Origin of the sequence: uncultured Cardiobacterium sp. (genome assembly GCF_938028825.1) — a bacterium.
Taxonomy (GTDB): Bacteria; Pseudomonadota; Gammaproteobacteria; order Cardiobacteriales; family Cardiobacteriaceae; genus Cardiobacterium.
Genome location: NZ_CALIZP010000007.1, coordinates 1 through 26,102, shown reverse-complemented (window position 1 = coordinate 26,102; position 26,102 = coordinate 1). Strand labels below are relative to the sequence as shown.

Genomic DNA, 26,102 nt, shown 5'->3' with positions numbered 1-26,102 from the left:
CATGCAGACCTACGACGACTACACCGCCTATCTCAACGCGCGTCTTGCCCGCTACACCCGCCAACAAAGCGCCACCTTCGCCCGCCGCGTTGCCCGCGCGCTGGCCGCCGCCCTGCCTGACCCGACCTTTGCCACGGCAGACCCCTACCTGCGCCCGCATCTGCGCGCCCTTTACGACGAAATCAGCGAAGGCAACTGGCGCCCCGCCCACATCGGCGACGCCCTGAACGCGCTGGCCGAAGAAGGCGGCGTCCCGGACGGCAGCATCCTCGCCTTCCACAACGCCCTCGAACACTGGTACAACATCCACGACCCGGCGAGCGACCACCGCTTTGAGGCCGCCGCCTGCGCCGACCAGTACATGACCCAGGCCGACCTCAACATCAGCGGCGAAGCCCCCGACGACGCGCACTGGCTCACCCACCCCGCCATCAACGCCGCCTTCCGCCGCCTGCAACAATGGCTACCCCCCGACAAACCCTGACCCTGCCGCCCAACTGGCAGCCTGCGGAGCCGCCCGTTCCGCCCGAGGCCGAAGCCCGCCGTGCGCGCGACTACCTGCGCGGCCTGCGAACCGCCCTCGCCGCGCACATCACCGGCCGCGACTACGATGTGCACCGCCTCATCGCCCACTACACCGCGCAAATCGACCGCATCCTCACCGCCCTCTACCGGCACACCATCACCAACCCCGCCATCCGCCTCTACGCCATCGGCGGCTACGGCCGGGGCGAGCACTTCCCCGCCTCCGACACCGACATCCTCATCCTCGCGCCGGATGACAGCAGCGCCGCCGACCACGCGCAAATCGAAACCTGCATTGCCCGCCTCTGGCAACTCGGCCTCGACATCGCCCAGCACGTCCACCACGACCGCGACCTCAACGCCGCCGCCAGCGCCGACACCGACCTGCTCACCGCCCTGCTCGAAAACCGCCAGCTTGCCGGCGCGCCGCACCCCATCGATCCCGCCCGCCCGCCGCTCATCGCCCGCACCGCCTATATCCGTGCCAAACAACAAGAACAACGCGCGCGCGACCACAAAGAAGAACAGCACGGCCAACTCGAACCCGACCTCAAAAACGGCAGCGGCGGCCTGCGCGACCTGCACATGATTCGCTGGCTCAGCGCCTACTGTTACCACGACCACAGCTACACCACTCTCATCAATAAAAACCTGCTCACCGCCAACGAAGCCGCCGCCCTTGACGAAAGCCGCGACGCCCTCTGGCGCATCCGCTTCGCCCTGCACAGCAACCACGGCGCGCACCACAAAAACACCCTCGATTTCGGCCAACAACAACACCTCGCGGCGACCTTCGCCTACCGCGACCAGCGCAACTATCCGGCCATCGAACAGCTCATGCAGCACTACTACCGCCACACCATGCGCATCCGCCGCATCAACCAGCGCGTCGTCAGCCTCATCGAAGCCGATCACCAGCCGCCGCAGCCCGCCATTCCGCTCACCGCCGACTACGCCGCCAAAAACAACAAACTCATCCTGCGCCACCCCGAAAACCTCGACCACAAACCGCACCAACTGTGGGACATCTTCCACTACCTGCAACAAAACCCCACCATCCGCGACCTGCACCCCGACCTCGTCCGGCAAATCCGCCGCTCGCGCCACCGCCTCACCGACATCGCCACCCGCCGCGACGCCGAAGACCGCCGCCGCTTCCTCGCCCTGCTCGCCCAACCCGGCAACGTGTATCCCCAACTCAAACGCCTCCACCAATACGGCCTGCTCTACCGCTACATCCCCGCCTTCGCCTACATCACCGGCCGCATGCAATACGACCTCTTCCACCAGCACACCGTGGACCAGCACACCCTCAACCTCATCGACACCCTTGACCAACTCGTCCGCCCCGACCCCGCCTACCCCGAAGCCGCCGAAATCCTGCACAGCCTCAAACACCCCGCCATCCTCTACCTCGCCGCCCTCTTCCACGACATCGGCAAAGGTTACGACGGCGACCACAGCGACATCGGCGCGCAAATCGCCGACCTCTACGCCCGCGAAAACGACGCCATCAGCCCCGCCGAACGCGACCTCCTCACCTTCCTCGTCAAACACCACCTTGACCACAGCCACACCGCGCAAAAAAAAGACCTCGCCGACCCCGCCACCATCGCCGAATACGCCGCCCGCTTCCCGCAGCGCGACTACCTTGACTACCTCTACCTCCTCACCATCGCCGACATCCGCGCCACCAACCGCACCCTCTGGAACAACTGGCGCGCCAGCCTCATCCACAACCTCTACCGCCAGACCCGCCACCTGCTCGAACACCAAGAACACAGCCTGCACGCCCACAACCGCGCCGAACGCGAACGCGCCAAAAGCCTCCTCCCCGACACCGACCCCACCGCCATCGACACCCTCTGGGCCAACCTGCCCGACGCCCACTACCTCGGCGAAAGCGCCGAACACATCGCCGCTAAAACCGAACACCTGCTCGCGCGAGGCGACGCCCACGCCGTCAGCCTGAGTGCTGACCACCCGCCGCGCCTCATCATCAGCAGCCCGCACCCGGCGGACATCCTCTTCGCGCGCGTGACCCACTACCTCGAAAAACACAACCACAACATCCACGAAGCACGGCTGTACAGCACCCTTGACCACCGCCTCACCATCCAGCAATACACCCTGGACGACGAACCGCCGCCCGCGCCCGGTCTTGCCGCCGACCTCGAAGCCTGCATCGCCGATGACCGCCCGCCGCCGCCACTCGGTGCACGCCTGCCTAAACCCGCCTACCGCCACATGACCGTGCCCGCCCGCGTCAACATCACCCACGACCCCGACCACGCGCGCACCACCCTCGAACTCACCTGCAAAGACCGGCACGGCCTGCTCTCGCACATCAGCCGCATCCTGCTCGCGCACCATATCCACATCAGCCACGCCAAAATCGGCACCTACGGCGAAAAAGTCGAAGACACCTTCCACCTCACCGACAGCGAGCACCGCCCGCTGACCGACCTCGCCGCCATCGCCGCCCTGCAACAAGACCTCATGCGGGCGCTGCAATAACCCGCCGCCGTGCGGGCGGCTGCTTGCCGCCTGTGCGAAGAGGGCGGGCTTGCCGCCGCTGCCGCTACAAATCGAATGCCGCCGCGATCAGCCGCTGCGTGTAGGCAGTTTGCGGGGCGTTGAAGATTTGTTCGGCGCTGCCGCGTTCGACCACTTCGCCCTGTTTCATCACCAGCACGTCGTCGCTCATCGCCCGCACCACCGAGAGGTCGTGGCTGATGAAGACGTAGGAGAGGCGGTATTTTTGTTGCAGGTCGCGCAGCAGCTCGACGACTTTCACCTGGATGGAGCGGTCCAGTGCCGAGGTCGGTTCGTCGAGGAGGATGAATTTGGGTTCGAGGATGACGGCGCGGGCGATGGCGATGCGCTGCCGCTGGCCGCCGGAAAATTCGTGCGGGTAGCGGTTGATCATCGCTGGCGACAGCGACACTTCTTCCAGCATGGCCGCCACTTTGTCTTCGCGCTGTTTGCTGCCGAGCTGCGGCTGATGCACGAGCAGGCCTTCGCCGATGATTTCGCCGATGGTCAGACGTGGCGAGAGGGATCCGTAGGGATCCTGGAAGACGATTTGCATGTCCGCCTTGAGTTTTTGCAGGTCTTTGCCGCCGACGCTGCCGAGGTCATGCGTTTCAAAACGGATGTCGCCCCGGTACGGCAGCATGTGCAGGAGCGCTTTGCCGAAGGTGCTTTTGCCGGAGCCGGATTCACCGACGATGCCGATGGTCTGCCCCCGGTGCAGGTCGAGATCAATGCCTTTCACCGCGTGGAAGGTTTTGCGCGGTTTGCCGAAGAAGCTGCGTTCGGTGATGAATTCGACGTGGACGTTTTTGGCGGAAAGCAGCAGCGGCGCATCTGCCGCGACCGGGGTTTTCATGCCTTCCGGCTTGGCATTGATGAGTTCGATGGTGTAGGCGTGCTGCGGCGTGGCGAAGACCTGCTTGATGCTGCCCTGTTCGACGATTTGGCCGAGGCGCATCACGCAGACTTTTTCGGCGTAGTGGTGGGCGAGGCCAAGGTCGTGGGTGATGAAGATGATGGCCATGCCCATCTGCCGTTGCAGGTCGTGCAGGAGGTCAAGGATTTCCGCCTGGATAGTGACATCCAGCGCGGTGGTCGGTTCGTCGGCGATGAGCAGGTCGGGGCTGTTGATGAGCGCCATGGCAATCATGATGCGCTGCAACTGTCCGCCGGAGAATTCATGCGGGTATTGTTTGAGGCGGCGTTCGGCTTCACTGATGCCGACGCGTTCAAGCAGGCTTTTGCAACGGTCGTAGTTGTCGGCGGCGGAGGTCTCGGGGTAGTGGGCGTTGATCGCTTCGCTGAGTTGTGCGCCGATGCGCATGTAGGGGTTCAGCGAGGTCATCGGTTCTTGAAAGATGAGGCCGATACGGTCACCGCGCAGTTGGCGCAGTTTTTTTTCGTCCGCGTCCAGGATGGAGATGCCGTCGAATTCGATGCGCGCATCTTTGCCGTATTGGGTGATGTGTGGCGGGTGCAGACGGGTGATGCTCATCGCGGTCACGGATTTGCCGGAGCCGGATTCGCCGACCAGCGCCAGGGTTTCGCCTTTGTTGAGGTCGAAGCTGACGCCGCGCACGGCGTGGACGGTGTCGTCGTGCAGGCGGAAGTGGACATTGAGGTTCTGCACGTGCAGGAGCGGGGTTGTGTTGTTGTTCATGGGCATCACCGGTCTTTGGGGTCGAGGGCGTCGCGCAGGCCGTCGCCGATAAAGTTGAAGCAGAAGAGCATGACGGCAAGGATGGCCGCCGGGAAATAGAGCATCCACGGCGCGGTTTCCATCTGTTTCGCGCCTTCGGAAATCAGGACACCGAGGCTGGTCATCGGTTCCTGCACGCCGAGGCCGAGGAAGCTCAGGAAACTCTCGGTGAGGATGACGGCAGGGATGGTGAGGGTTACATAGACGATAACGGTGCCGAGCGTGTTCGGCACGATGTGCCGCTTGATGATACTGCCGGTGGAGACGCCGAGCGCTTCGGCGGCGACGATAAATTCCTTGTGGCGCAGGCTCATCGCCTGACCGCGCACGATGCGCGCCATGGTCAGCCATTCAATCGCGCCGATGGCGGCGAACATCAGGTAGATGTTCTTGCCGAAGAAGGTCATCAGCAGAATGACGAAGAACATGAAGGGCATGGCGTAAAGCACATCCACCACGCGCATCATCACGTTGTCGGTGCGGCCGCCGATGTAACCCGATACCGCGCCATAGACGACGCCGATGACAAGGCTGACGGCAGTGGCGCACAGGCCGACCAGAAGCGAAATGCGGATGCCGAACATGGTGCGCACGAAGAGGTCGCGGCCGTTGCCGTCGGTGCCGAACCAGTGGCCTTCCTTCCAGCCGAGCGACGGCGGGGCGCTGAAATCGTCCCAAAACACTTCTTCGATATCGAAGGGGCGCAGATGCGGCGCGGCGAAGGCGCACACCGTGAGCAGGATCAGGATGATGAGGGAAGTTACGGCGGCCTTGTTGCGCAACAGGCGGCGGCGGGCGAGATACCACAGGCTTTGCCCTTTCGGCGCGGCGGGTTTGGATGCGGTGATTTGGCTCATGATTGCAGTCTCACTTTGGGATCAAGGAAGGCGTAGGCGAGGTCAACCAGCAGGTTGAACAGCATGATCAGCGCGCCGTAGAAGACGACCACGCCGAGGACGAGGGTGTAATCGCGGTTAATCGCGCCCTGGACGAAATTGCGCCCAATACCGGGAATGCCGAAAATCTGCTCGATGACCACCGAACCCGTCATCACCGCCGCACACGCCGGGCCGAGATAACTCACTACCGGCAGCAGCGCCGGTTTCAGGCAGTGGCGCAAGATGACCTGCCGCTCCGACAGCCCCTTGGCGCGGGCGGTGCGGACATGATTCGAATGCAGCACCTCGATCATCGAACCGCGCATCAGGCGGGAAATATAGGCAATCTGCGGCAGGGCGAGGCACAGCACCGGCAGCATCACCTGCGTGATGCCGTATTCCCCCCAGCCGCCGGCGCGCGGCAGCCAGTCCGTATTCCAGCCGTGCGCCTGCATCCAGCCACGCAGCAGTACTGCAATCCACAGCACCAGCAGCGGCGCGATAACGAAGTTCGGAATGGTGATGCCGATGGTGGCAAAACCCATGATGCCGTAATCGGCACGGGTGTTCTGCCGCACCGCCGCACAAATACCGAGGAACGAGCCGACTAATACCGCCAGCACGATTGCCGACACCCCGACCTGGAACGACACCAGGAAATTATCGCGGATGATCTCGTTCACCGTGCGGTCGGCGTACTGGAAAGACGGGCCGAAATCGCCGCGCAGCGCATTGCCCATATAGCGGAAATACTGCTGATAAAGCGGCTCATTGAGGTGATACACCTTGTTCAGATTCGCCTCGATCTCCGGCGGCAGCTTGCGGTCGGAATCAAACGGCCCGCCCGGCGCGGCGCGGACCAGAAAAAACGCCAGCGACACAATCACCAGCAAGGTGGGGATGGCCACCAGGAGACGGCGCAGAATGTAACGGAACATAACAATCCTCCTCATGAAAAAATATTAGAAAAACATAGATTTAACAAAAAACCTCATATTTCTCTTGACTGATAATAAACCATAGCAAATAAATATGGTAGGTTAAAAAACCCAAGCAACAGCAAAATACAGGAGAAAAGCTATGAAAAATAGTAAAAAAACGCTACTAATGGCGCTGTCCATAGCGATAAACTGCGCTATACAAACAGCGGCTGCCGACACCATCCTGCGGCGCGGTAACGGCGTTGAGCCCAAAGGCATCGACCCGCAAACCAGCGAAGGTACCGCAGAAGCCAACATCATGCGTGATCTCTTTGAAGGCCTGCTTGCCCGTGACCGCGACATCAACCTCATCCCCGGCATTGCCGAAAAATGGGACATCTCGGCAGACGGCAAAACCTACACCTTCCACCTGCGCGACGCCAAATGGTCTGACGGCACGCCGCTCACCGCGCACGACTTCGTTTACGCCTGGCAGCGCGACGTGAACCCTGCCACCGGCAGCAAATACAGCTTCCTGCTCTACCCCGTCAAAAACGCGCGAGCGCTGACTGAAGGTCAAAGCAGCGACTTCGATCAACTTGGCATCAAAGCCCTTGACGAGCATACCCTGCAAATCGAACTTGAAGCAGGCACCCCCTATTTCCTCGAATTGCTCTCGCACCCCACTACCTACCCCGTGCCGAAACACATCGTTGAAAAACACGGCAAAAACTGGACACGCACGGAAAACATTGTGACCAACGGTGCCTATATCCTGAAAAACTGGCAGCCGAACGCACAAATGACGCTTGCCAAATCCGATACCTATTGGGACAAAAACAACGTCAAAATCGACCAGGTTATCTACTACCCGACCGAAGACCAAAATACCGAACTCAAACGCTACCGTGCGGGCGAGCTCGACCTCACCTTCGTCATTCCGCTCGACCAAATCAAATGGCTGCGTGAGAACCTCCAAGACGAACTCAAAATCGGTCCCTACCTCGGCACCTACTTCTTCGGTTACAACCTCACCCGCCCCCCCTTCAAGGACAACCCCAAACTGCGCGAAGCACTCACGCTTGCCATAGACCGCGACATCATCACCGGAAAAATCACCGGTACCGGCGAAAAACCCGTGTACGGCATCGTGCCGCCTGGTATCGCGGGCTACGACAACTACCGCCCCGCCTACGCGGATCTCAGCCAAAAAGAACGCGAAGAAAAAGCGCGGCAACTCTACGCCGAAGCCGGCTACGGCAAAGACAAGCCGCTCAAAGTCGAACTCCTCTACAACACCAGCGAAGGTCACAAAAAAATCGCCATCGCCACTGCTGCCATGTGGAAAAAAGTCCTCGGCGTCGAAACCCGACTCGTCAACCAGGAATGGAAAGTCTTCCTCGCCACCCGCCAGGAAAAAGCCAGCACCGAAGCCTTCCGCTCCGGCTGGATAGGTGACTACAACGACCCCAACAGCTTTCTCGAACTCTTCACCGCCAAAGCCGGCATGAATGACCCCGGCTATAACAGCGCCAAGTACGACGAACTGCTGCAACAGGCAGCGCACGAACAAGATCCGGCAAAACGCGCCGCACTGCTCAAGGAAGCCGAACAGGAACTTATCGACAGCTACGCAGTGGCGCCCATTTACAGTTATGTCACCAAGCGCCTGGTCAAGCCTTACGTCAAAGGCTACAGCGCCAACATCCTGGACGAAAACCCCAGCAAACACCTCAGCATCGAAAAATGACCCACCCACCCCGTGCCTGCCGGACAGACACCGTCCGGCACAGCACAACACACCACCCCGGCGCGCCGCCCTGAAACTGCGCCGGGTCAACCGACGACAACACAAGGAACCGAGGCATGAACAGCAAACATCTGGTACTCGCCGCCATCAGCATCGCCGCCCCCCTGCACGCCGCCGAAGAACACCCGCGCGAAACCACCCTCTACGGCTCTATCGGCTACACCACTTGGGTGTCAAACAGCGGCAAAAAAACCGACACCAACCTGCATACCCACATCGCCTACATCGGCATACGCGGCCGCGAAGAACTCGCCCCCGGACTTGCCGCCATCTACACCTTCCGCCTCGATCATGCCCTGCCCAAAAAAGAAGGCGACCCGGACGGACTCAACCGCACCCGCCACGCCTGGGTTGGTCTCGAAGGCGATTTTGGTCGCCTGACCTTCGGCAAGCATGACAGCCTCTGGTACGACGAAGCCAACCATGCCAGCGTCTTCCAGGATCTCTTCGACTACGGCTGGGCGGGTATGGCCGGCAGCGGCAAAATGATCATGTACAAAAAAGAGAACATCGCAGACAGTGGCATCACCGTGGCGGCAAGCGCCGTGCTGGATGGCTCGCATACCGCTTTTCCCGAAGGCAGGGGGCGGGCAGTGATGGCTGCTGAATACATGCTGGGCTACCAGAAAGGCGGTTTTAACACTGTTGCCCTCTACCAGCGCACCAGCGGCGACACCATGGTAACTAACGATGGAGGCAAAACCAGCGAAGTCATGGGCATATCGGGCACCTACCGTAACGACCACTACTACCTGGGGGCAGACTACGAACACCACGCCAGCAAAGGCGACCACTATGCCCTGGGCGGCATCCTCTACATGCCCCGGCGCAAACACCACCTCTACGCCGGTGTGGAAATGCTGGACTACGATGGTCAGAAAAACTGGTATCAGGGGGCGCTCGGCTACACCTACTACTTGAGCCCGCGCACCTACACCTGGCTGGAAGGTCAGCGCTGGACACAAGGCAAAGACAAAGGCTATGACATCGCCCTCGGCATCCGGCACAACTTCTAAACCCGGCTTGCACACACAAGGCAAAAAAATCCCGCAACCACGCCGCTTGGGCAAACACCGACACATGCTGCTTCCACAGGCGGCTCCATACTGACATCAACAAAACCCATCCAAACCCACCCGCAACACAGGAAAACACCATGAACCGCAAAAACCTCCTCACCCTGACCATCGCCATCAGCGCCGCTATCCACAGCGCCAACGCCGACACCATCCTGCGGCGCGGCAACGGCAGCGAACCCAAAGGCCTCGACCCGCACACCAGTGAAGGCACCTCAGAGGCCAACATCAAGCGCGACATCTTCGAAGGGCTCACCGCGCGCGGCAAAGACGCCGCCGTCATCCCCGGTGTCGCCGAAAAATGGGACATCTCGGCAGACGGTAAAACCTACACCTTCCACCTGCGCGACACCACCTGGTCGGACGGCACCCCGTTCACTGCGCACGATGTCGTGTACGCCTGGCAGCGCGACATTGACCCCGCTACCGGCGGCAAATACAGCTTCCTGCTCTACCCCGTCAAGAACGCAAAAGCCATCGCTGAAGGCGACATCAAAGACCCCGGCCAACTCGGCGCCAAAGCCACAGACGACCACACCCTTGTCGTCGAACTCGAAGCCGCGACGCCCTACTTCCTCGACATGCTCACCCACGTCAGCACCTACCCCGTGCCCCGGCACATCATCGAAAAACACGGCAAAAACTGGACACGCCCGGAAAATATCGTCGGCAACGGCGCCTTCAAAATGACCGCCTGGCAGCCGAACGCACACATCACCCTGAAAAAATCCGACACCTATTGGGACAAAAACAACGTCAAACTCGACCAGGTCATCTACTACCCGACCGAAGACCAAAACACCGAACTCAAACGCTACCGCGCGGGCGAACTCGACATGACCTACGAAATCCCGCTCGATCAAATCAAATGGCTGCGCGAAAACCTCAAAGACGAACTCAAAACCGGCCCGCTGCTCGGTGCCTACTACTACGGTTTCAACCTCACCAGACCGCCCTTCAAGGACAACCCGAAACTGCGCGAAGCGCTGACGCTTGCCATTGACCGCGACATCATCACCAACAAAATCACCGGTACCGGCGAAACCCCCATCTACGGCATCGTGCCGCCGGGTATCGCGGGTTACGACAACTACCGCCCCGCCTACGCCGGACTCAGCCAGCAAGAACGCGACGAACGCGCCAAACAACTCTATGCCGAAGCCGGATACAGCAAAGACAAACCGCTCAAAGTCGAACTGCTCTACAACACCAGCGAAAACCACAAAAAAATCGCCATTGCCATCACGGCCATGTGGAAAAAAACACTGGGTGTAGAAGCGCAACTTATCAACCAGGAATGGAAAGTCTTCCTCAATACCCGCCAGGAAAAAACCAGTACCGAAGCCTTCCGTGCGGGCTGGTTCGGCGACTACAACGACCCCAACACCTTCCTCGAACTCTACCTCAGCAAAGCGGGGCTGAACGACTCCGGCTACGACAGCGCCAAATTCGACGGCCTGCTGCAACAGGCAAGTCTTGAACAGAACCCGGCAAAACGCGCCGCACTGCTCAAAGAAGCCGAACAGGAACTTATCGACAGCTACGCCATCGCGCCGATCTACAGCTACGTCAGCAAACGGCTCGTCAAACCCTACGTCAAAGGCTATACCCCGAACATCATGGACCAATATCCGAGCAAACACCTCAGCATCGAAAAATAACGACGCAAAAGGCCGCCTGCGGGCAGCTTCTCTTTTATAGTCAAATAGCCAAGAAGCCGTAACACGGCGCGCCGCCGCAGACCGTACAAACCAGTACGGCAAGGCGGCGCAATACCGTTACGGTTTTTTAGATATTTGACTATATATGCCCGCCATGCCGGCGGGAAAATCGAGCAACGGCGGTAGCGGGCGCAGCACCCAAAAAAGCAGCCAAACGGCTGCTTTTTTGGGTTGGCCCGTCAGGGATTTTCCGCCGTCGTCGCGGCGGGCGCGGGTGGTGGCGGCGTGGCTTCGAGGGTTTGCAGCGCTTGCAGGGCGCGTTCTTGCGGCCAGTAGCGGCGACTGTTGTTGTCCGGTGGCAGGGTGGCGGGCGGGGTGTCCGCGCATTTTTGCTGGTGTTGCAGGGTTTGCAGGATGATGGCGGCGGGCAGACCGCCGTTTTGCGCGGCGCTTTGTGCGTAGTAGGCGCAGGCTTTGTTTTCGTCGGCGTTCTCGCCCCAGTCGCCGCGCCGGTAGATTTGCCCGAGGATGAGGGCGGCGGTGCTGTCGCCTGCTTCGCTGGCGCGTTGCAGCCAGGCGAGTGCCTGTTGGTCGTCGGCGGCAACGCCTTTGCCCGCGTGGTAGATATCGAGGGCGAGGTGGCGCATGGCGACGGCGTCGGCAGGCTGGCCGGTTGCGGCTTTTTCCAGCCATGCGCGCGCCTGTTCGGCGTTTTCTGCGCCGCCTTTGCCGCTCAGCCAGGCGAGGCCGAGGTGGCGCATGGCGCTGGTGCTGCCCCGCTCGGCGGCGAGGTTGTATTTTTGCCGCGCCTGGGCGGGATTCTGGTTGTCGGCGGCGAGGTTGCCCTGCCAGTCGTAGGCGGCGGGATGGTTCTGCTTGGCGGCTTTGGCAAACCATTTGGCGGCGTCGCGCTGTTTGCCGGGGGCGATGCCGTAGTAGTCGAGGATGCCGAGGGCGGTCTGGGCGTCGGCATTGTTTTGTGCGGCGGCTTTGGCGAACCATGCGCGCGCAGTGGGGTAGTCGCGGCGCAGGGCGTATTCCTGGCCGAGGTGGTACTGGAAGATGGGGTCGTTGTCGCTTTGTGCGGGTTCTGCGGCGGGTGTTTGTTCTGCGGTGGATTCACCGGTGTCGGCGAGGGCGGCTTCTGCTGCTACTGCGCTGTTTTCCGGGGCGGCGGTTGCGGGGGTGTCGTCTTGCGCGCAGGCGAGCGGGGCAAGCAGGGCGAGGGTGAGGGCGAGGTGTTTCATGGCTGGGTGGTGGGGCGGAGGGCGTCGGCGATGCGCAGGGCATCGCGAGTGGCGGCAATGTCGTGGGCGCGGATGATGGCCGCGCCTTGCCAGGCGGCGAGGGTGGCGAGGCTGATACTGCCGTAGAGGCGTGCCTCAACGGGGGCGCCGCCGAGGTAGTGGCCGATGGTGGATTTGCGCGAGACGCCGATGAGGACGGGGTAGCGGTCATGGCCGAAGCGGCGGCAGTCGCGGATGAGCGCCATGTTTTGCGCCGGGGTTTTGCCGAAGCCGAAGCCGGGGTCGAGAATGAGGCGGTCGGCGTTGATGCCTGCATCCAGGCAGGCGGCGACGCGCGCATGCAGATAGGTATCGACTTCGGCGACGACGTCGGCATAGTCGGTGTGTTGTTGCATGGTGTCGGGCATGCCGCGCATGTGCATGAGGCAGATGGCGACGTGCGGGTAGCGGGCGAGCAGGGCGGGGGCGCCGTCGTCTTCGAGGCCGTGTACGTCGTTGATGAGATCCACGCCGAGATCAAGCATCGCCGCCATGACGGCGGTTTTTTTGGTGTCGATGGAGATGGGGCATTGGCCGTCGGCGACGAGTGCCTGCACGATGGGGGTGAGGCGGGCGATTTCTTCGGCGGCCGGGACTTCGCGCGCACCGGGGCGGGTGGATTCGGCGCCGATGTCGATGATGTCCGCGCCTTCGTCCCGCATTTGCCGGGCACGGGCGAGGGCGGCGGCGGGATCAAGATAGCGGCCGCCGTCGGAAAATGAATCGGGCGTACAGTTCAGTACGCCCATGAGGTTGGTTCTGGTGAGATCCAGGGTGTAGCGGCCGCAGCGCATCAGTGTTGCTCCGCCGGTTTGTCGCCGCTGTCCAGGCTGTAATCGTCGTGCCGGGGGCGCGGTTTGTCGTCGCCGGGTTCGTCCCAGTCGGCAGGGTCGCGCACCGGGCGGCGCGCCATCAGGTCGTCGATTTGCCCTTCGTCAATGGTTTCGTATTTGATGAGGGCTTCGGTCATGCTGTGCAGGATGTCCATGTTGTCTTTGAGGATTTTCTCCGCACGGGCATAGTTGCGGTCGATGATGTCGCGGATTTCGGTGTCGATGGTGTGCGCGGTTTCGTCCGAGACGTTTTTGTGCCGGGTGACGCTGCGGCCGAGGAAGACTTCGCCTTCTTCTTCGCTGTAAGCGAGCGGGCCGAGTTTGTCGGACAGCCCCCAGCGGGTCACCATGTTGCGCGCAATGGCGGTGGCGCGCTCGATGTCGTTGGAGGCACCGGTCGAGACTTCGTCTTCGCCGTAGATGAGGGCTTCGGCGATGCGGCCGCCGTAGAGGGTGGCAATCTGGCTTTCGAGGCGGCGGCGCGAGTAGCTGTAGCGGTCCTGTTCTGGCAGGAACATGGTGACGCCGAGGGCACGGCCGCGCGGGATGATGGTGACTTTATAGACGGGGTCGTGATCGGGCACGATGCGGCCGACGATGCAGTGGCCGGCTTCGTGGTAGGCGGTCATTTCTTTTTCTTTGTCGGTCATGACCATCGAGCGGCGTTCCGCGCCCATCATGATTTTGTCTTTGGCGTCTTCCATGTCCTGCATGGTGATTTTCTGGCGGTTGCGCCGCGCGGCGAAGAGCGCCGCTTCGTTGACGAGGTTGGCGAGATCCGCGCCGGAGAAACCGGGGGTGCCGCGCGCGATGTCAAAGGGTTTGACGGCGTCGTCGAAGGGCTTTTTGCGCATGTGCACTTTGAGGATTTGTTCGCGGCCTTTGAGGTCGGGCAGACCGACGACAACCTGGCGGTCGAAACGACCAGGGCGCAGCAGTGCGGGGTCAAGGACATCCGGGCGGTTGGTAGCGGCAATGACGATCACGCCTTCGTTGCCCTCAAAGCCGTCCATTTCTACGAGCAGCTGGTTCAGGGTTTGCTCGCGTTCGTCGTGGCCGCCGCCGAGTCCGGCACCGCGCTGGCGGCCGACGGCATCGATTTCGTCAATAAAGATGATGCACGGCGCTTTGGCTTTGGCTTCTTCAAACATGTCGCGCACGCGCGAGGCACCGACGCCGACGAACATTTCCACGAAGTCGGAACCGGAGATGGTGAAGAACGGCACTTTCGCTTCGCCGGCGATGGCGCGGGCGAGCAGGGTTTTGCCGGTGCCTGGCGGGCCGACCATCAACAGGCCGCGCGGGATTTGTCCGCCCAAGCGACTGAATTTGCTGGGGTCGCGCAGGAATTCGACCATTTCTTCCACATCGGCTTTCGCTTCGTCGGCGCCGGCGACATCGGCAAAGGTGACTTTGATTTTGTCTTCGGGGATGAGGCGGGCGCGGCTTTTGCCGAAGGAAAAGGCACCGCCCTTGCCGCCGCCCTGCATCTGCCGGGTGGTGAACATGAACAGGCCGATGAGCAGCAGGATGGGCAAGAGGTTGACGAAAATACGGGTCAGCAGGCTTTCTTTTTCCAGTGGCTCGCTGCTGATGTTCACTTTGGCGGCGCGCAGGTCGCCGACGAGGGCGCGGGTGTCCGTCGCTTCGGGGTTGTTGGTGGTGTAACGCGCACCGCCACGGTCGGTGAAGGTGATGCGCGCGTTTTGCAGATCGATGGAGGCGCTTTGCACGTCGCCGCTATCAACGCGGTCAAGGAATTGCGAATAACTAACTTCGCGCGAGCCGCCGGTGGTGCCGAATTTGCCCATTTCGCCGACGAGCACCAGGAAGAGCAGAATCAGCCCGCCCCAGATAAGTAATGATTTGCGCATATCGTTCAAAATATTGTCCTCTCTCTAATTTTTGCGGCCGAACCCGCGTGCCAGCAGGTAGGTTTCCTGACTGCGCGCGCGCGAGGCTTCGGGTTTGCGCGTGGCGACGGTCTGAAAACGGCTTTTCAATGAGCGCAGTAGTGTATCAAAGCCCGGTCCGTGGAAAATCTTTGTTAAGAAACTTCCACCTTGCGCCAGGCGGTTCTCGGCGAAATCGGCGGCCAGCTCGGCCAGATACATGCTCTTTGCCTGATCCACCACGCGGACACCGCTGGTATTGGGGGCCATGTCGGAAATTACAAGATCCACCGCGCTGTCGCCCAGTACGGCATAAAGCGCGTTCACGACCGCTTCCTCGCGGAAATCGCCCTGAATAAAGGTGACATCCGGCAGGGCGTCCATCGGCAGAATATCGAGGGCAATCATCCGCCCCCGGCCGCGCAGGCATTCGGCGACATACTGCGACCAGCCGCCCGGTGCCGCACCGAGTTCGACCACGGTCATGCCCGGGCGGATGAGGCGGTCTTTTTCCTGAATCTCTTTGAGCTTATAGACGGCGCGCGAGCGGTAGCCTTCCTGCTGCGCCTTTTGCACGTAAATATCGTTGAAATGTTCTTTCAGCCAGCGTTTGCTTGTCTTGCTGCGTGCCATTGCCTTACCATATGTTACCGAAAAATCAACAGGATATATAAATGTTAAGCAAAAACCAACTGCGCTTCCTGAAAGCACGGGCGCACCACCTGCACCCCGTGGTGATGATTGGCACGAACGGCGTCAACGAAGGCGTGGATCGCGAACTGGAACGCGCCCTCGACAGCCACGAGCTCATCAAAGTCAGACTCGGCAACGTGGAAGACGCGTTACAGGCAGAGATGATCGCCCACATCACCGCCGCGCATCAGGCGGAATTCGTGCAGAAAATCGGCCATGTCGCGGTGTTTTACCGCCGGAATGGGGATGCGGTGAAAATCGCGCTGCCGAAAGGCTGAAATCGGGCAGGAAAAACCACCGCAAGCGGTGGTTTTTCGTTTTGACCGGAACGGCTCATTTCTAGGGTCTGTTGACATTCGGCTTGTGCAGCGGATTTTTGCGACAAAAACGGCAGGTGCAAGGCAAAAAGCGCAGTAAGGTTGACTACCTTGCGAGTATTTTTAACGCAGCAGATGCCGGATTTTGGCGAAAAAGCCGCTGCAATGTTGAGTGTCAACAGACCCTAGTCATCATCGTCGTCTTCATCGCGACGGCGGCGGCCGGAAAACAGCTTTTTCAATCCGACGAGCAGTGCCACGCCGGCAATGGCAAATATCTTGGCGAATTTCAGGATAAAGGCGCCGATAATGGCAAACAGGCCGAATTTCTTGGCGGCAAGCCCGCCGGCAATCAATGCCGTCAGGCCATATTCGGCGACCTTATCCGTGCCTGGATTGAAATCGCTGTAACGGTTGCCGTCTTTGAAGGTAATGGCGGCCAATAATTCATTGGCACTGGTTTTGGCCGCATCCAGCTGGTCGGCGCTATTGACGAGCGTGGTGGTAATCATCCCCTTGCGCCCCAATGCGACAATGCTGTAATTGATCATCGGCTCATTATCCGCAGCGGAATGGACTTTGATGGCCCAAATCAGGCGGTGTTCGGCTTTGTCATAGCCGGGTTCCTGTGCCCAGCCATCCACATAAAGCTCGGCGACACCACGCTCACGGCGGCTTTTGTTCGTTTTCTTTTCAGCCTCTTTCATGATGGACATCAGTTTGTCCGCTTTCAAATCCTGGGCATCATCGTCTTTGATATGACCGCTATCGACATAACCCAAGTCCGCCATCCAGCCTTCCAGACTGATAATAATGCCGTAGCGCCCCGGCTCGGCACCGCCGCCGCGTGCTTCCATGATTTTGTTGGCCGTTTCTTTGTCGATAAACATCAGGCCGGCAGGTAATTGCAGCGTTGCCTCATCGCCCAAATCAATCGTTAGCGGTCCGACCCGGGCATTTTGCATAATCGTGGCTTCCAGATCGTCATTACTCTGCTGTGCCCAAAGCGGTAGGGTCATGGCAAGAAAGGCGGCAGCCGCCATCAGCAATTTTTTCATTATGGTTCCTTTGCATAGATGCGTTTGTAAAGAATCCCCGCGCGCGGGGCGGAAACTATAACCGATATATCGCCTGCGGGTTATGCCGATTGCGCATATGCCGATAGCCCCCGAATGATTGCATGCTTGGCGCGACAGCCGCGCGTTACAATGCCCGCTTTTCACCCACCCGGAGCCCCTCATGTCCTTATCCATTGCCGCCGTTGCCCTCGACAAGGACGGCGTGACTTTCGATTCCGAGCGTATTTATGCCGAGGCGTTGCTTGCGACGCTGCGCGTGTTGCCCCGTCTGTATCCCGAGCCGGAGGCGCTGGCGGCACGGTGCAGCGGCGAGAGCAGCACGGCGACGGCGGCAATTTTGCAGGCGGCGCTGGGGGAGGCGGTGGATATGGCGGCGTTTTTTGCCGACTGGTTCGCGCGGCGCGATGCGATTATCGAGACGCGCGGGGTGCCGTTCATGCCCGGCGCGGAGGCGTTGATTGAGCGGCTGTATGCCGAGGGGTATCCGCTGGCGCTGGTGTCGGCGGATGATGAGGAGAATGTGCTGGCCGATTTTCAGCGCAGCGCCAGGCCGGAATTGTTGCAGCGTTTTTCGGTGGTGATTACCGCCGGCAATGTCGCGCGGACGAAGCCGGATGCCGAGCCGTATCTGCGCGCGGCGGCGTATTTGGGCGTGGATGCGGCGCAGATGCTGGCGGTGGAGGATTCGGCGGTCGGCGCGCAGGCGGCGCTGGCGGCGGGTTGTCCGACGCTGTTGCTGGCGCATGACGCTGTCCCCGCTGCGGCGGCGACGTTGCCGGTGCGGCACGTCATTCATCATCTCGACGAGGTGTGGGAGTTTTTGTCATGAAGCCGCAGATTCAGGCGGTCGCGCTGGACAAGGACGGCGTGGTTTTTGATACGGAGCGCCTGATTTACCGCGCGTTCCGCGAGCTGATTGTGCGCGAGCGGCTGCCGCTGCGGCCGGAGCTGTTTGAGGAGCTGGTCGGCAAGCCGCCGCAGGTGTATTTGCAGGTATTGAACGCGGCGCTGGGGCAGGCGATGTCGCTCGATGATTTCATCAGCCGCTGGTTCGCGCTGCGTGACGAGATTTTTGCCGGTGAGGGCGCGCCGTTCATGCCGGGGGCGGATACGCTGATTGCCGCCCTGCACGCGCGCGGCGTGCCCCTGGCGCTGGTCACGGGCGATTTCCGCCGCAATGTCGAGCGCGATTTTGCCCGCAGCACCCGCCCGGAGCTGTTCGCCTGTTTTGAACAGGTCATCACCCACGATGATGTGGCGCAGCCGAAGCCCGATCCGGAGCCGTATCTGCGCGCGGCGGCGGCACTGGGTGTTGACCCGGCGCATTTGCTGGTGGTGGAGGACTCGCCGCCGGGCGTGGAAGCCGCGACCACGGCGGGTTGCCTTACCCTGATTCTGCCGGGTTACGGTATGATAAGCCCCGATTTGGCGGCGTGCGCCTGGCGCACCATCCGCCACCACGATGAAACCCTGCGTTTGTTTGATGAATATGGTTCCCGATGAATTGCGACTGGCCAAAGGCGGCGCAACGCTGACCGTCTCCTTTGCCGGTGTGGCGTATCCGCTTTCCGCCGAGTATCTGCGCGTCTGCTCGCCTTCCGCCGAGGTACGCGGGCACGGCGGCACGTGGACGCTCGTTGCCGGGCGGCGCAATGTATTGATCCGCCGCGTCGAGCCGGTCGGCAATTACGCGGTGCGTCTTTATTTCAGCGACGGCCATTTCAGCGGCATCTACACCTGGGACACCTTGCACGACCTCGCGGTCCATGCAGACGATTATTGGCAGCGCTATGAACAGGCGCTGGCGGCACAAGGCAAAACACGAGACACACGATGACAGAAAAAGAGCAAACCCACTTCGGCTACGAAACCATCAACAGCGAGGAAAAAGAAGGCCGCGTCGCCGACGTGTTCGATTCCGTCGCCACCAAGTACGACCTGATGAACGACGTGATGAGCGCCGGCATCCACCGTATGTGGAAGAACTGGTACATCTGGCAGACCGGGGTCAAGCCGGGCGAACACGTCCTTGACCTCGCCGCCGGCACCGGCGACATCACCCTGCGTCTGGCGAAACGGATGCGCGGCAAAGACGGCGACATCGACGGGCGGCTGGTGTCCTCCGACATCAACGCCTCCATGCTGAAAATCGGCGAAGAACGCCTGACCAACAAAGGCTGGCTGAAAAACCTCGAATTCGTCCTCGCCAACGTCGAAGCGCTGCCCTTCGCCGACAACAGCTTCGACCTCATCACCATGTCCTTCGGCCTGCGCAACGTGACCCATCAGGACAAAGCCCTCGCCGAAATCACGCGCGTGCTCAAACCCGGCGGCCGCGTCCTCGTCCTCGAATTCTCGCGGCCGAAAAACCCCGTCATCAGCCGCTTCTACGACTGGTACAGCTTCACCTTCCTGCCGAAAATGGGCGAAATCATCGTGCGTGACCGCGACAGCTACCAATACCTCGCCGAATCCATCCGTATGCACCCGCCGCAAGAAGAACTGAAAGCGATGTTTGCGGCGGCAGGCCTCGAAAACTGCGAATACCAGAACCTCAGCAACGGCATTGCCGCCATCCACAAAGGCGTAAAACCCCATGCTTGAACAATACCTGGACGCCCGCCTGCTGGTTGAGCAACTCATCAACGGCGCGCTGCGTCTCGACCCGGCGGCGCGTGACAAACTGGCGGCGCTCAACGGCCGCCGCATCAGCATTGATCTTGCCTGGCGCGATACCCCGTGGATTGCCGAAATCACAGACGGCGCCGTCCGTCTCAGCGACGACCACGTCACCCCCTGCGACATCCGCCTCAAAGGCGACCTCGCCGGCTACCTGCAACTCTTCAAACACCCGTCCGGCGACACCCCGCGCGGCAAACTGCACATTGAAGGCGACCTGCACACCGCGCAACAATTCCAGCGCGTGATGGGCGAACTCGCCCCCGACTACGCCGCCGTGCTGCGCGCCCGCTTCGGTGACGACCTCGGCGGTCTGCTTGCCGAAGCCCTGCGCCGCCTGCAAAGCGCGGGAACGGGTGCCAAAGCCGCCCTTGATGCCGGGCTGCGCGACTACCTCGAAAAACACGGTGCCGCCACCCGCACGGACGCCGCCGCCTTTGCCGGCCGCCTCGCCGCCCTCATCCGCCGCATCGAACGCCTCGAAACCCGCCTCGCCCAGGAAGCCCGCTGATGCTTGCATCCGCCCGCCGCAGCTACCACATCGCCCGCGTCCTCATCCGCTACCGCCTACACGAATACCTGCCGGACGAAGGCATCTTCCGCTGGCTGCGTCTTGCCGCCCGCCTGCATCCCGCCTACTACCGCGATGCCGCCGAACACGCCTCTCTCGGCAAACGCCTGCGCCTCGCCCTGCAAGACCTCGGCCCCATCTTCGTCAAACTCGGCCAGACCCTCTCCACCCGCCCCGACCTGCTCAGCCCCGATCTCCTCGAAGAACTGAGCAAATTGCAAGACAAAGTCCCGCCCTTCCCCGGCCTTGATGCCCGCCGCATCATCGAAACCGCCCTCGGCGAGCCGCTGGAAAACCACTTCGCCGACTTCGACGAAACCGCGCTTGCCTCCGCCTCCGTCGCGCAAGTGCACACCGCCACCCTGCACAGCGGCGAACACGTCATCATCAAAGTGCTGCGCCCCGGCGTGGAAAAAGCCGTTGCCGCCGACATTGCGCTCATGTACCAGCTGGCGCGGCTTGCCAGCTGCACCGGCGAAGGCCGCCGCCTGCGTCCGGTCGAAGTCGTGCGCGAATTCGAAAACACCATGGCGAACGAGCTCGACCTCATGTTTGAAGCGGCGAACGCCAGCCAGCTACGCGCCAACTTCACCGACTCGCCGCTGCTCTACGTCCCGGAAATCCACTGGCGCTACTGCCGCAAAAACATCCTGACGATGGAACGCATCTACGCCACCAACATTGCCGACCAGGATGCCATCCACGCTGCCCACACCAACATGAAAGTCCTCGCCGAGCGTGGCGTGGAAATCTTCTTCACCCAAGTCTTCCGCGACAGCTTTTTCCACGCCGATATGCACCCCGGCAACATCTTCGTGGACACCAGTAACCCCGAAACGCCGCGCTACTGCGCCATCGACTTCGGCATCATGGGCTCGCTCACCCCCGAAGACCAGCACTACCTCGCCGAAAACTTCCTCGCCTTCTTCAACCGCGACTACCGCCGCGTCGCCGAGCTACACGTCGAGTCTGGCTGGGTACCGGGCGATACCCGCGTGACCGACTTCGAAGCTGCCATCCGCAAAGTCAGCGAACCCATTTTCGGCAAGCCCATCAAAGAAATCTCCTTCGGCACCTTCCTCATCAGCCTCTTCCAGACCGCGCGCCGCTTCAACATGCACATCCAGCCGCAGCTCGTCCTCCTGCAAAAAACCTTCTTCAACGTCGAAGGCCTGGGCCGCCGCCTCTACCCCGAACTCGACCTGTGGACGACCGCCAAACCCGTCCTCGAAGCCTGGATGAAAACCCAGATTGGCCCGCGCGCCGTTATCAAACAAATGCGCTACCACGCCCACGAATACGCCAAAGCCCTGCCGCAACTGCCGCTGCTCGCAAGCCGTGTCCTGCAACAACAACTCGACCAGCCGCCCAGCCCGCGCACCACCCGCGACAACAACCCGCGCCTCATCGCCGCCACCCTGCTGCTGATTGCCGCCGTCACCCTGTGGCTCACCGCACGTCCGGAAGGCTTCTGGCAGCACACCGTTCTCACCCTTATGGCCGCGACCGGCCTGTGGCAATGGCTGAAAAAAAACTAGCGCCAACCGGATACCCCCCAAAACCCAAGGAATTGACCCATGCTACAAAGTAGCGACACCCGCGCCCACAGCGACTCGGAAAAATGGCACAAATACAGCGGCACCAACATCCTGCCGATGTGGATCGCCGACACCGAGTTCCTCACCGCCCCCGCCATCAACGACGCCCTGCAAGCGCGCATTGAGCACGGCGTCTTCGGCTACGGCTACCTGCAACCGCGCTTTATTGACGGCGTCATCCGCCACTGCCGCAGCCAGTACGGCTGGCACATCGACCCCGACTGGATCCTGCCGCTCACCGGCTGCGTCCCCGGCCTCAATTACAGCCGCGCCATCGCTTATTTGCGTGGCAAAAAACAGGCCGTCACCGTCGAACCCGTCTATCCGCACCTGCGCAAAACCTCGGCGCTGCTGCCCGGCTACGAAAACATCGGCTCGCCCTGCACCCTCGAAAACAACCGCTGGGTGCCGGACTTCGCCGCGCTGGAAGCCAACATCAACGAAGCGACCGGCCTGCTGCTGCTCTGCCACCCGCACAACCCCATCGGCCGCACCTACTCGGACGCCGAACTCGCCCGCTACCACGACATCGCCAAAAAATACGACCTGCTCGTCTGCTCGGACGAAATCCACTGCGACCTCATCCTGAACGGCACCCGCCACCGCCCCTTCGCCAGCCTCGATGACGACGCGCGCGACCGCACCATCACCCTGATGGCGATGAGCAAAACCTACAACATCGCCGGTCTCTCCTGCGCCTTCGCCATCATCCCGAATGCCGCCCTGCGCCAGGAATACCGCCGCGTCAGTGCGGGCATGACCGGCGACGTCAACGTCCTCGGCATGACCGCAACCATCGCCGCCCTCGAACACGGCGAAAAATGGCGGCGGAAAATGATCGCCTACCTGCGCGACAACGCCCAACTCACCGAAGCGCGCATCAACGCCACCGGCAAACTGCACATGACCCCGCTCGAAGCCACCTACCTCGCCTGGATAGACGCGCGCGGCCTCGGCGTGGACAACCCGCAGCGCTACTTCGAAGAACACGGCGTCGGCATGAACAACGGCGCGGACTTCGGCGCGCCCGGCTTCGTCCGCCTGAACATCGGCTGCCCGCGCGACATGCTCGAAGAAGCGCTGGAACGCATCGAAAAAGCCGTGGCCGCCGCACCATAACGCTGCCACAAACCCAAATCTTGCCATCCGGCAAAACACTGTCGAAATCATGCGTTAGATTCCGGGAGTTGCACATTGATAACGCATGAAAAAAGGAACCCAACCCTATGATCAACATCTACGTCGGCAACCTCTCCTACCGGGCCACCGAACAAGAACTGCGCGACCTCTTCGCGCCTTATGGCAGCATCAGCAAAGTCAGCATCATCACCGAGCGCGACAGCGGCCGCAGCAAAGGCTTCGGCTTCGTCGAAATGCACGACAACAGCGAAGGTCTGCGTGCCATCGAAGCCTTGAACGGCAAAGAACTCGGCGGACGCCCGCTGAAAATCAACGAAGCGCGCCCGCGTGAAGAGCGCCCGCGCCGCGACCGTTTCGGCGGCAACAGTTGGTAACACCGCTGCTGCCCGCACAAAAGCCCGCGCAAGCGGGCTTTTTCCTGTGAAATCCCATGCACCTGCCGCTTCCCATCCTCTACCGCGACGAGCACCTGCTGGCCGTCAACAAACCGCCCGGCCTCCTCGTCCACCCCGGCCCGCTTGATTGCCACGCCACCACCAGCGCCGTCGCACAACTCCAACAACAAACCGGCTGCAAACCCTATCCCGTCCACCGCCTCGACCGCCCGACCGGCGGCGTCCTGCTCTTTGCGCTCGACCCCGACACCGCGCGCTGCATCGGCGGCCTTATCGCCGCCAACCACCTGCACAAAACCTACCACGCCGTCGTGCGCGGCTGGCTGGCGGATGCGGGCGGGATCGACTACCCGCTTGCCTACCTGCCGGACAAAATCGCCGACCGCAACCGCCGCCGCGACAAAGCACCACAAGAAGCCCTGACCCGCTACCGCTGCCTGCGCCGCAGCGAAATCCCGCTGGCAAGCGATGGCCGTCATCCCACCTCGCGCTACAGCCTGGCCGCGCTCAACCCGCTGCACGGCCGCAAACACCAACTGCGCCGCCACCTGAAACACATCCGCCACCCCATCCTCGGCGATACCGCCCACGGCGACAACCGCCAGAACCGCGTCCTCGGTGCCTGCCTCGGCGACCCGCGCTACACCACGGCAGCGACGGGCCCCGGCCTGCGCCTGATGCTGCACGCCGCCCGCCTGCAATTCCCCCACCCGTGGCGCGGCGAAATGCTCGACATCCGCGCCGCCCCCGATGCCCATTGGCAAACCATCATCCGCTACCTCGGTCTGGAAGGCACGGCGTCATAACCGCCTATCTTTATATACGGCAAAAAGAGGAACTGAAATTCAAAAGTAGCCGAAGACTGGAAGGGAAAACTGACACACAACCATGAAAAAGAAGGTGATGGCAAAATTTGTCGTGTATGGGGACCGACCGCAAAAATCGCGGCGATGGCACGGTGGCTGCTACTGACGATGTATGGCACGCGGTTACATACCGTTTCGTGGCACAATATTACCGACACATTACCGGTCGATGCAAAGGCATGAAAAGACCGGAGGAACAGCATCTTAACCGGGAGACCCGACATGGCCCACATCACCCTTACCCTGAACAATTCCGCAGGCGATACCCTTGCCACCTACCCGCTTGATACCGCAGGCGCGGCGCAGCACATTGAGGCCATGCGCGGTGCCTACTACCGGTTCACGGACGAAGCGAGCGGCATCGGGCCGGAGCAGCTTGTCACCGAGCGGCTGGGTGATGACCTTCACATCAGCTTCGCCGACGGCAGCGACCTCATCATCGACCACTACTTCAGCCGGGGAGAGGGCGCGCTGGTCGGGCAGCAGGCGAACGGCGGCCTGCACAACTACCCCATTGCCACCCTGAGCGAACACGAACTGGCGACGGAAGTCGCCGCCGCTCAGGCCTTTACCGCCGACACCCCCGACTACGCCGGACTCGCCGCCCTCGGCGGTCTCGCCCTGCTCGGCGGCGGCATTGCCCTCGCCAAGCACAACCACGACAGACACCACCGCAACGACAACAATGCCTCGCAGCCTGCGCCGCAACCACAGCCCGATCCAAACCCGCAACCCAATCCGAATCCGAACCCGACTCCGCAAACCAACCACGCAGGCACCATCAGCATCAGCGGCGAAGCCAAAGTAGGGCAAACCCTCACCGCTGCCATTACCGATGCTGACGGTATCCCGGCGACAGGCATCCGTTACCAGTGGTATGCCGACGGCCAGGCCATCGACGGTGCCACCGGCAGCAGCTACACCCTCACCGCTGCCGAAAAAGGCAAAACCATCGCTGTGCAGGCGCGCTACACCGACAACGCCAACCACAACGAAAGCCCGACCAGCGACGCCACCGCTGCCGTCAGTGAAGACACCACCCCGCCGCAGCCCAATCACGCAGGCACTGTGACCATCAGCGGCGAGGCGAAGGTCGGCAGCGAACTGACCGCCGCCATCAGCGACAGCGACGGCGTGCCGACCGGCGGCGTCACCTACCAATGGCTACGCGACGGCGTCGCCATCAGCGGACAAACGGGCAACACCTATCAGCTCACCCAAGACGACGCAGGCCACAAAATCACCGTGCGCGCGGTGTACAAAGACAACGCCGGACACGACGAAACCCCGCTCAGCGCGCCGCTGGATGTCGAAAACATCCCACCGCAACCGCAGCCCAATCACGAAGGCCAAATCACCATCAGCGGTGAAGCGAAGGTAGGCAGCGAACTGACTGCCGCCATCAGCGACAGCGACGGCGTGCCGACCAGCGGTGTGCAATATCAATGGCTGCGTGACGGCAATCCCATCAGCGGCGAGACCAACAGCAGCTACACCCTCACCCGTAACGATGCCGGGCACAAAATCACCGTGCGCGCCACCTACAAGGACAACGCCGGACACGATGAAACCCCGCTCAGCGCGCCGCTGGACATCGAAAACATCCCACCGCAACCGCAGCCCAATCACGAAGGCCAAATCACCATCAG

The 26,102-nt window shown here is 61.6% G+C and carries 23 protein-coding genes and 1 pseudogene; 16 read left to right on the top strand and 8 right to left on the bottom strand.

Annotated features, from left to right (window positions below; all coding sequences use genetic code 11):
• Position 1 precedes the first annotated feature (1 nt).
• On the top strand, positions 2–484 hold the full coding sequence (locus Q0562_RS00330; RefSeq protein ID WP_298639653.1) for a hypothetical protein: 483 nt from the start codon (positions 2–4) through the stop codon (positions 482–484).
• Complete coding sequence (gene glnD, locus Q0562_RS00325; RefSeq protein ID WP_298639651.1) at positions 460–3,042, top strand: [protein-PII] uridylyltransferase; 2,583 nt, start codon at positions 460–462, stop codon at positions 3,040–3,042. The genes Q0562_RS00330 and glnD overlap by 25 nt, the downstream gene beginning before the upstream one ends.
• 64 nt (positions 3,043–3,106) lie before the next feature.
• Here glnD and Q0562_RS00320 read toward each other — a convergent pair whose 3' ends face one another.
• Genes Q0562_RS00320 through oppB form a run of 3 tightly spaced genes read right to left on the bottom strand, consistent with a single transcriptional unit; the run spans position 3,107 to position 6,575 of the window.
• A complete protein-coding gene (locus tag Q0562_RS00320; protein ID WP_298639648.1) occupies positions 3,107–4,720 on the bottom strand; it encodes an ABC transporter ATP-binding protein in 1,614 nt (537 codons plus the stop codon).
• Between the two features lie 5 nt (positions 4,721–4,725).
• A complete protein-coding gene (locus Q0562_RS00315) occupies positions 4,726–5,616 on the bottom strand; it encodes an ABC transporter permease subunit (protein ID WP_298639645.1) in 891 nt (296 codons plus the stop codon).
• Entirely contained in the window at positions 5,613–6,575 is a 963-nt protein-coding gene (gene oppB, locus Q0562_RS00310; RefSeq protein ID WP_298639643.1) for an oligopeptide ABC transporter permease OppB, read from the bottom strand. The genes Q0562_RS00315 and oppB overlap by 4 nt, the downstream gene beginning before the upstream one ends.
• A gap of 142 nt (positions 6,576–6,717) precedes the next feature.
• On the opposite strand from oppB, the gene Q0562_RS00305 reads away from it, so the two are divergent.
• From Q0562_RS00305 to Q0562_RS00295, 3 genes are all read left to right on the top strand, one after another.
• Positions 6,718–8,307 carry a peptide ABC transporter substrate-binding protein gene (locus Q0562_RS00305; RefSeq protein ID WP_298639640.1) on the top strand — a complete coding sequence of 530 codons (1,590 nt, stop codon included), beginning with the start codon at positions 6,718–6,720 and terminating at the stop codon, positions 8,305–8,307.
• A 116-nt stretch (positions 8,308–8,423) separates the two neighbouring features.
• A complete protein-coding gene (locus Q0562_RS00300; RefSeq protein WP_298639638.1) occupies positions 8,424–9,383 on the top strand; it encodes a porin in 960 nt (319 codons plus the stop codon).
• A 140-nt stretch (positions 9,384–9,523) separates the two neighbouring features.
• Positions 9,524–11,104: a peptide ABC transporter substrate-binding protein gene (locus Q0562_RS00295; RefSeq protein WP_298639635.1), complete on the top strand. Its 1,581-nt coding sequence runs from the start codon at positions 9,524–9,526 to the stop codon at positions 11,102–11,104.
• A gap of 239 nt (positions 11,105–11,343) precedes the next feature.
• Here the strand turns inward: Q0562_RS00295 and Q0562_RS00290 are convergent, their stop codons facing one another.
• The 4 genes from Q0562_RS00290 to rlmE are packed head-to-tail and all read right to left on the bottom strand — an operon-like array spanning position 11,344 to position 15,748.
• Positions 11,344–12,351, bottom strand: coding sequence for a tetratricopeptide repeat protein (locus Q0562_RS00290; RefSeq protein ID WP_298639632.1), 1,008 nt, complete (start codon positions 12,349–12,351; stop codon positions 11,344–11,346).
• On the bottom strand, positions 12,348–13,184 hold the full coding sequence (gene folP, locus Q0562_RS00285; RefSeq protein ID WP_298639629.1) for a dihydropteroate synthase: 837 nt from the start codon (positions 13,182–13,184) through the stop codon (positions 12,348–12,350). Before folP ends, Q0562_RS00290 begins: the two co-directional genes overlap by 4 nt.
• Positions 13,184–15,106 carry an ATP-dependent zinc metalloprotease FtsH gene (ftsH, locus tag Q0562_RS00280; protein WP_366144660.1) on the bottom strand — a complete coding sequence of 641 codons (1,923 nt, stop codon included), beginning with the start codon at positions 15,104–15,106 and terminating at the stop codon, positions 13,184–13,186. The genes folP and ftsH overlap by 1 nt, the downstream gene beginning before the upstream one ends.
• A gap of 15 nt (positions 15,107–15,121) precedes the next feature.
• On the bottom strand, positions 15,122–15,748 hold the full coding sequence (gene rlmE / locus Q0562_RS00275; RefSeq protein WP_298639627.1) for a 23S rRNA (uridine(2552)-2'-O)-methyltransferase RlmE: 627 nt from the start codon (positions 15,746–15,748) through the stop codon (positions 15,122–15,124).
• Between the two features lie 41 nt (positions 15,749–15,789).
• Here rlmE and yhbY point away from each other — a divergent pair, with 41 nt between their 5' ends.
• Complete coding sequence (yhbY, locus tag Q0562_RS00270; RefSeq protein WP_298639625.1) at positions 15,790–16,086, top strand: ribosome assembly RNA-binding protein YhbY; 297 nt, start codon at positions 15,790–15,792, stop codon at positions 16,084–16,086.
• 224 nt (positions 16,087–16,310) lie between these two features.
• Here the strand turns inward: yhbY and Q0562_RS00265 are convergent, their stop codons facing one another.
• Positions 16,311–17,183 (bottom strand): DUF2167 domain-containing protein, encoded by an 873-nt coding sequence (locus Q0562_RS00265; protein ID WP_298639622.1) that lies wholly within the window; start codon positions 17,181–17,183, stop codon positions 16,311–16,313.
• A gap of 181 nt (positions 17,184–17,364) precedes the next feature.
• On the opposite strand from Q0562_RS00265, the gene Q0562_RS00260 reads away from it, so the two are divergent.
• From Q0562_RS00260 to Q0562_RS00215, 10 genes and pseudogenes are all read left to right on the top strand, one after another.
• Entirely contained in the window at positions 17,365–18,033 is a 669-nt protein-coding gene (locus Q0562_RS00260) for an HAD family phosphatase (RefSeq protein ID WP_298639618.1), read from the top strand.
• Positions 18,030–18,707 carry an HAD family phosphatase gene (locus tag Q0562_RS00255; protein ID WP_298639615.1) on the top strand — a complete coding sequence of 226 codons (678 nt, stop codon included), beginning with the start codon at positions 18,030–18,032 and terminating at the stop codon, positions 18,705–18,707. The genes Q0562_RS00260 and Q0562_RS00255 overlap by 4 nt, the downstream gene beginning before the upstream one ends.
• The gene (locus tag Q0562_RS00250; protein ID WP_298639612.1) at positions 18,688–19,041 is read left to right on the top strand and encodes a DUF971 domain-containing protein; all 354 of its coding nucleotides are present in this window, start codon (positions 18,688–18,690) and stop codon (positions 19,039–19,041) included. The genes Q0562_RS00255 and Q0562_RS00250 overlap by 20 nt, the downstream gene beginning before the upstream one ends.
• Positions 19,038–19,808 carry a bifunctional demethylmenaquinone methyltransferase/2-methoxy-6-polyprenyl-1,4-benzoquinol methylase UbiE gene (ubiE, locus tag Q0562_RS00245; RefSeq protein WP_298639609.1) on the top strand — a complete coding sequence of 257 codons (771 nt, stop codon included), beginning with the start codon at positions 19,038–19,040 and terminating at the stop codon, positions 19,806–19,808. Before Q0562_RS00250 ends, ubiE begins: the two co-directional genes overlap by 4 nt.
• Positions 19,801–20,394: an SCP2 domain-containing protein gene (locus Q0562_RS00240; RefSeq protein WP_298639606.1), complete on the top strand. Its 594-nt coding sequence runs from the start codon at positions 19,801–19,803 to the stop codon at positions 20,392–20,394. Before ubiE ends, Q0562_RS00240 begins: the two co-directional genes overlap by 8 nt.
• Complete coding sequence (ubiB, locus tag Q0562_RS00235; protein ID WP_298639603.1) at positions 20,394–21,992, top strand: ubiquinone biosynthesis regulatory protein kinase UbiB; 1,599 nt, start codon at positions 20,394–20,396, stop codon at positions 21,990–21,992. The genes Q0562_RS00240 and ubiB overlap by 1 nt, the downstream gene beginning before the upstream one ends.
• A gap of 39 nt (positions 21,993–22,031) precedes the next feature.
• A complete protein-coding gene (locus Q0562_RS00230; RefSeq protein WP_298639601.1) occupies positions 22,032–23,171 on the top strand; it encodes a PatB family C-S lyase in 1,140 nt (379 codons plus the stop codon).
• A gap of 107 nt (positions 23,172–23,278) precedes the next feature.
• Positions 23,279–23,566: an RNA-binding protein gene (locus Q0562_RS00225; protein ID WP_298639598.1), complete on the top strand. Its 288-nt coding sequence runs from the start codon at positions 23,279–23,281 to the stop codon at positions 23,564–23,566.
• A 56-nt stretch (positions 23,567–23,622) separates the two neighbouring features.
• Positions 23,623–24,393, top strand: coding sequence for a pseudouridine synthase (locus tag Q0562_RS00220; RefSeq protein ID WP_298639595.1), 771 nt, complete (start codon positions 23,623–23,625; stop codon positions 24,391–24,393).
• Between the two features lie 282 nt (positions 24,394–24,675).
• Positions 24,676–26,102, top strand: a pseudogene (locus Q0562_RS00215) (hypothetical protein); the annotation flags it as partial.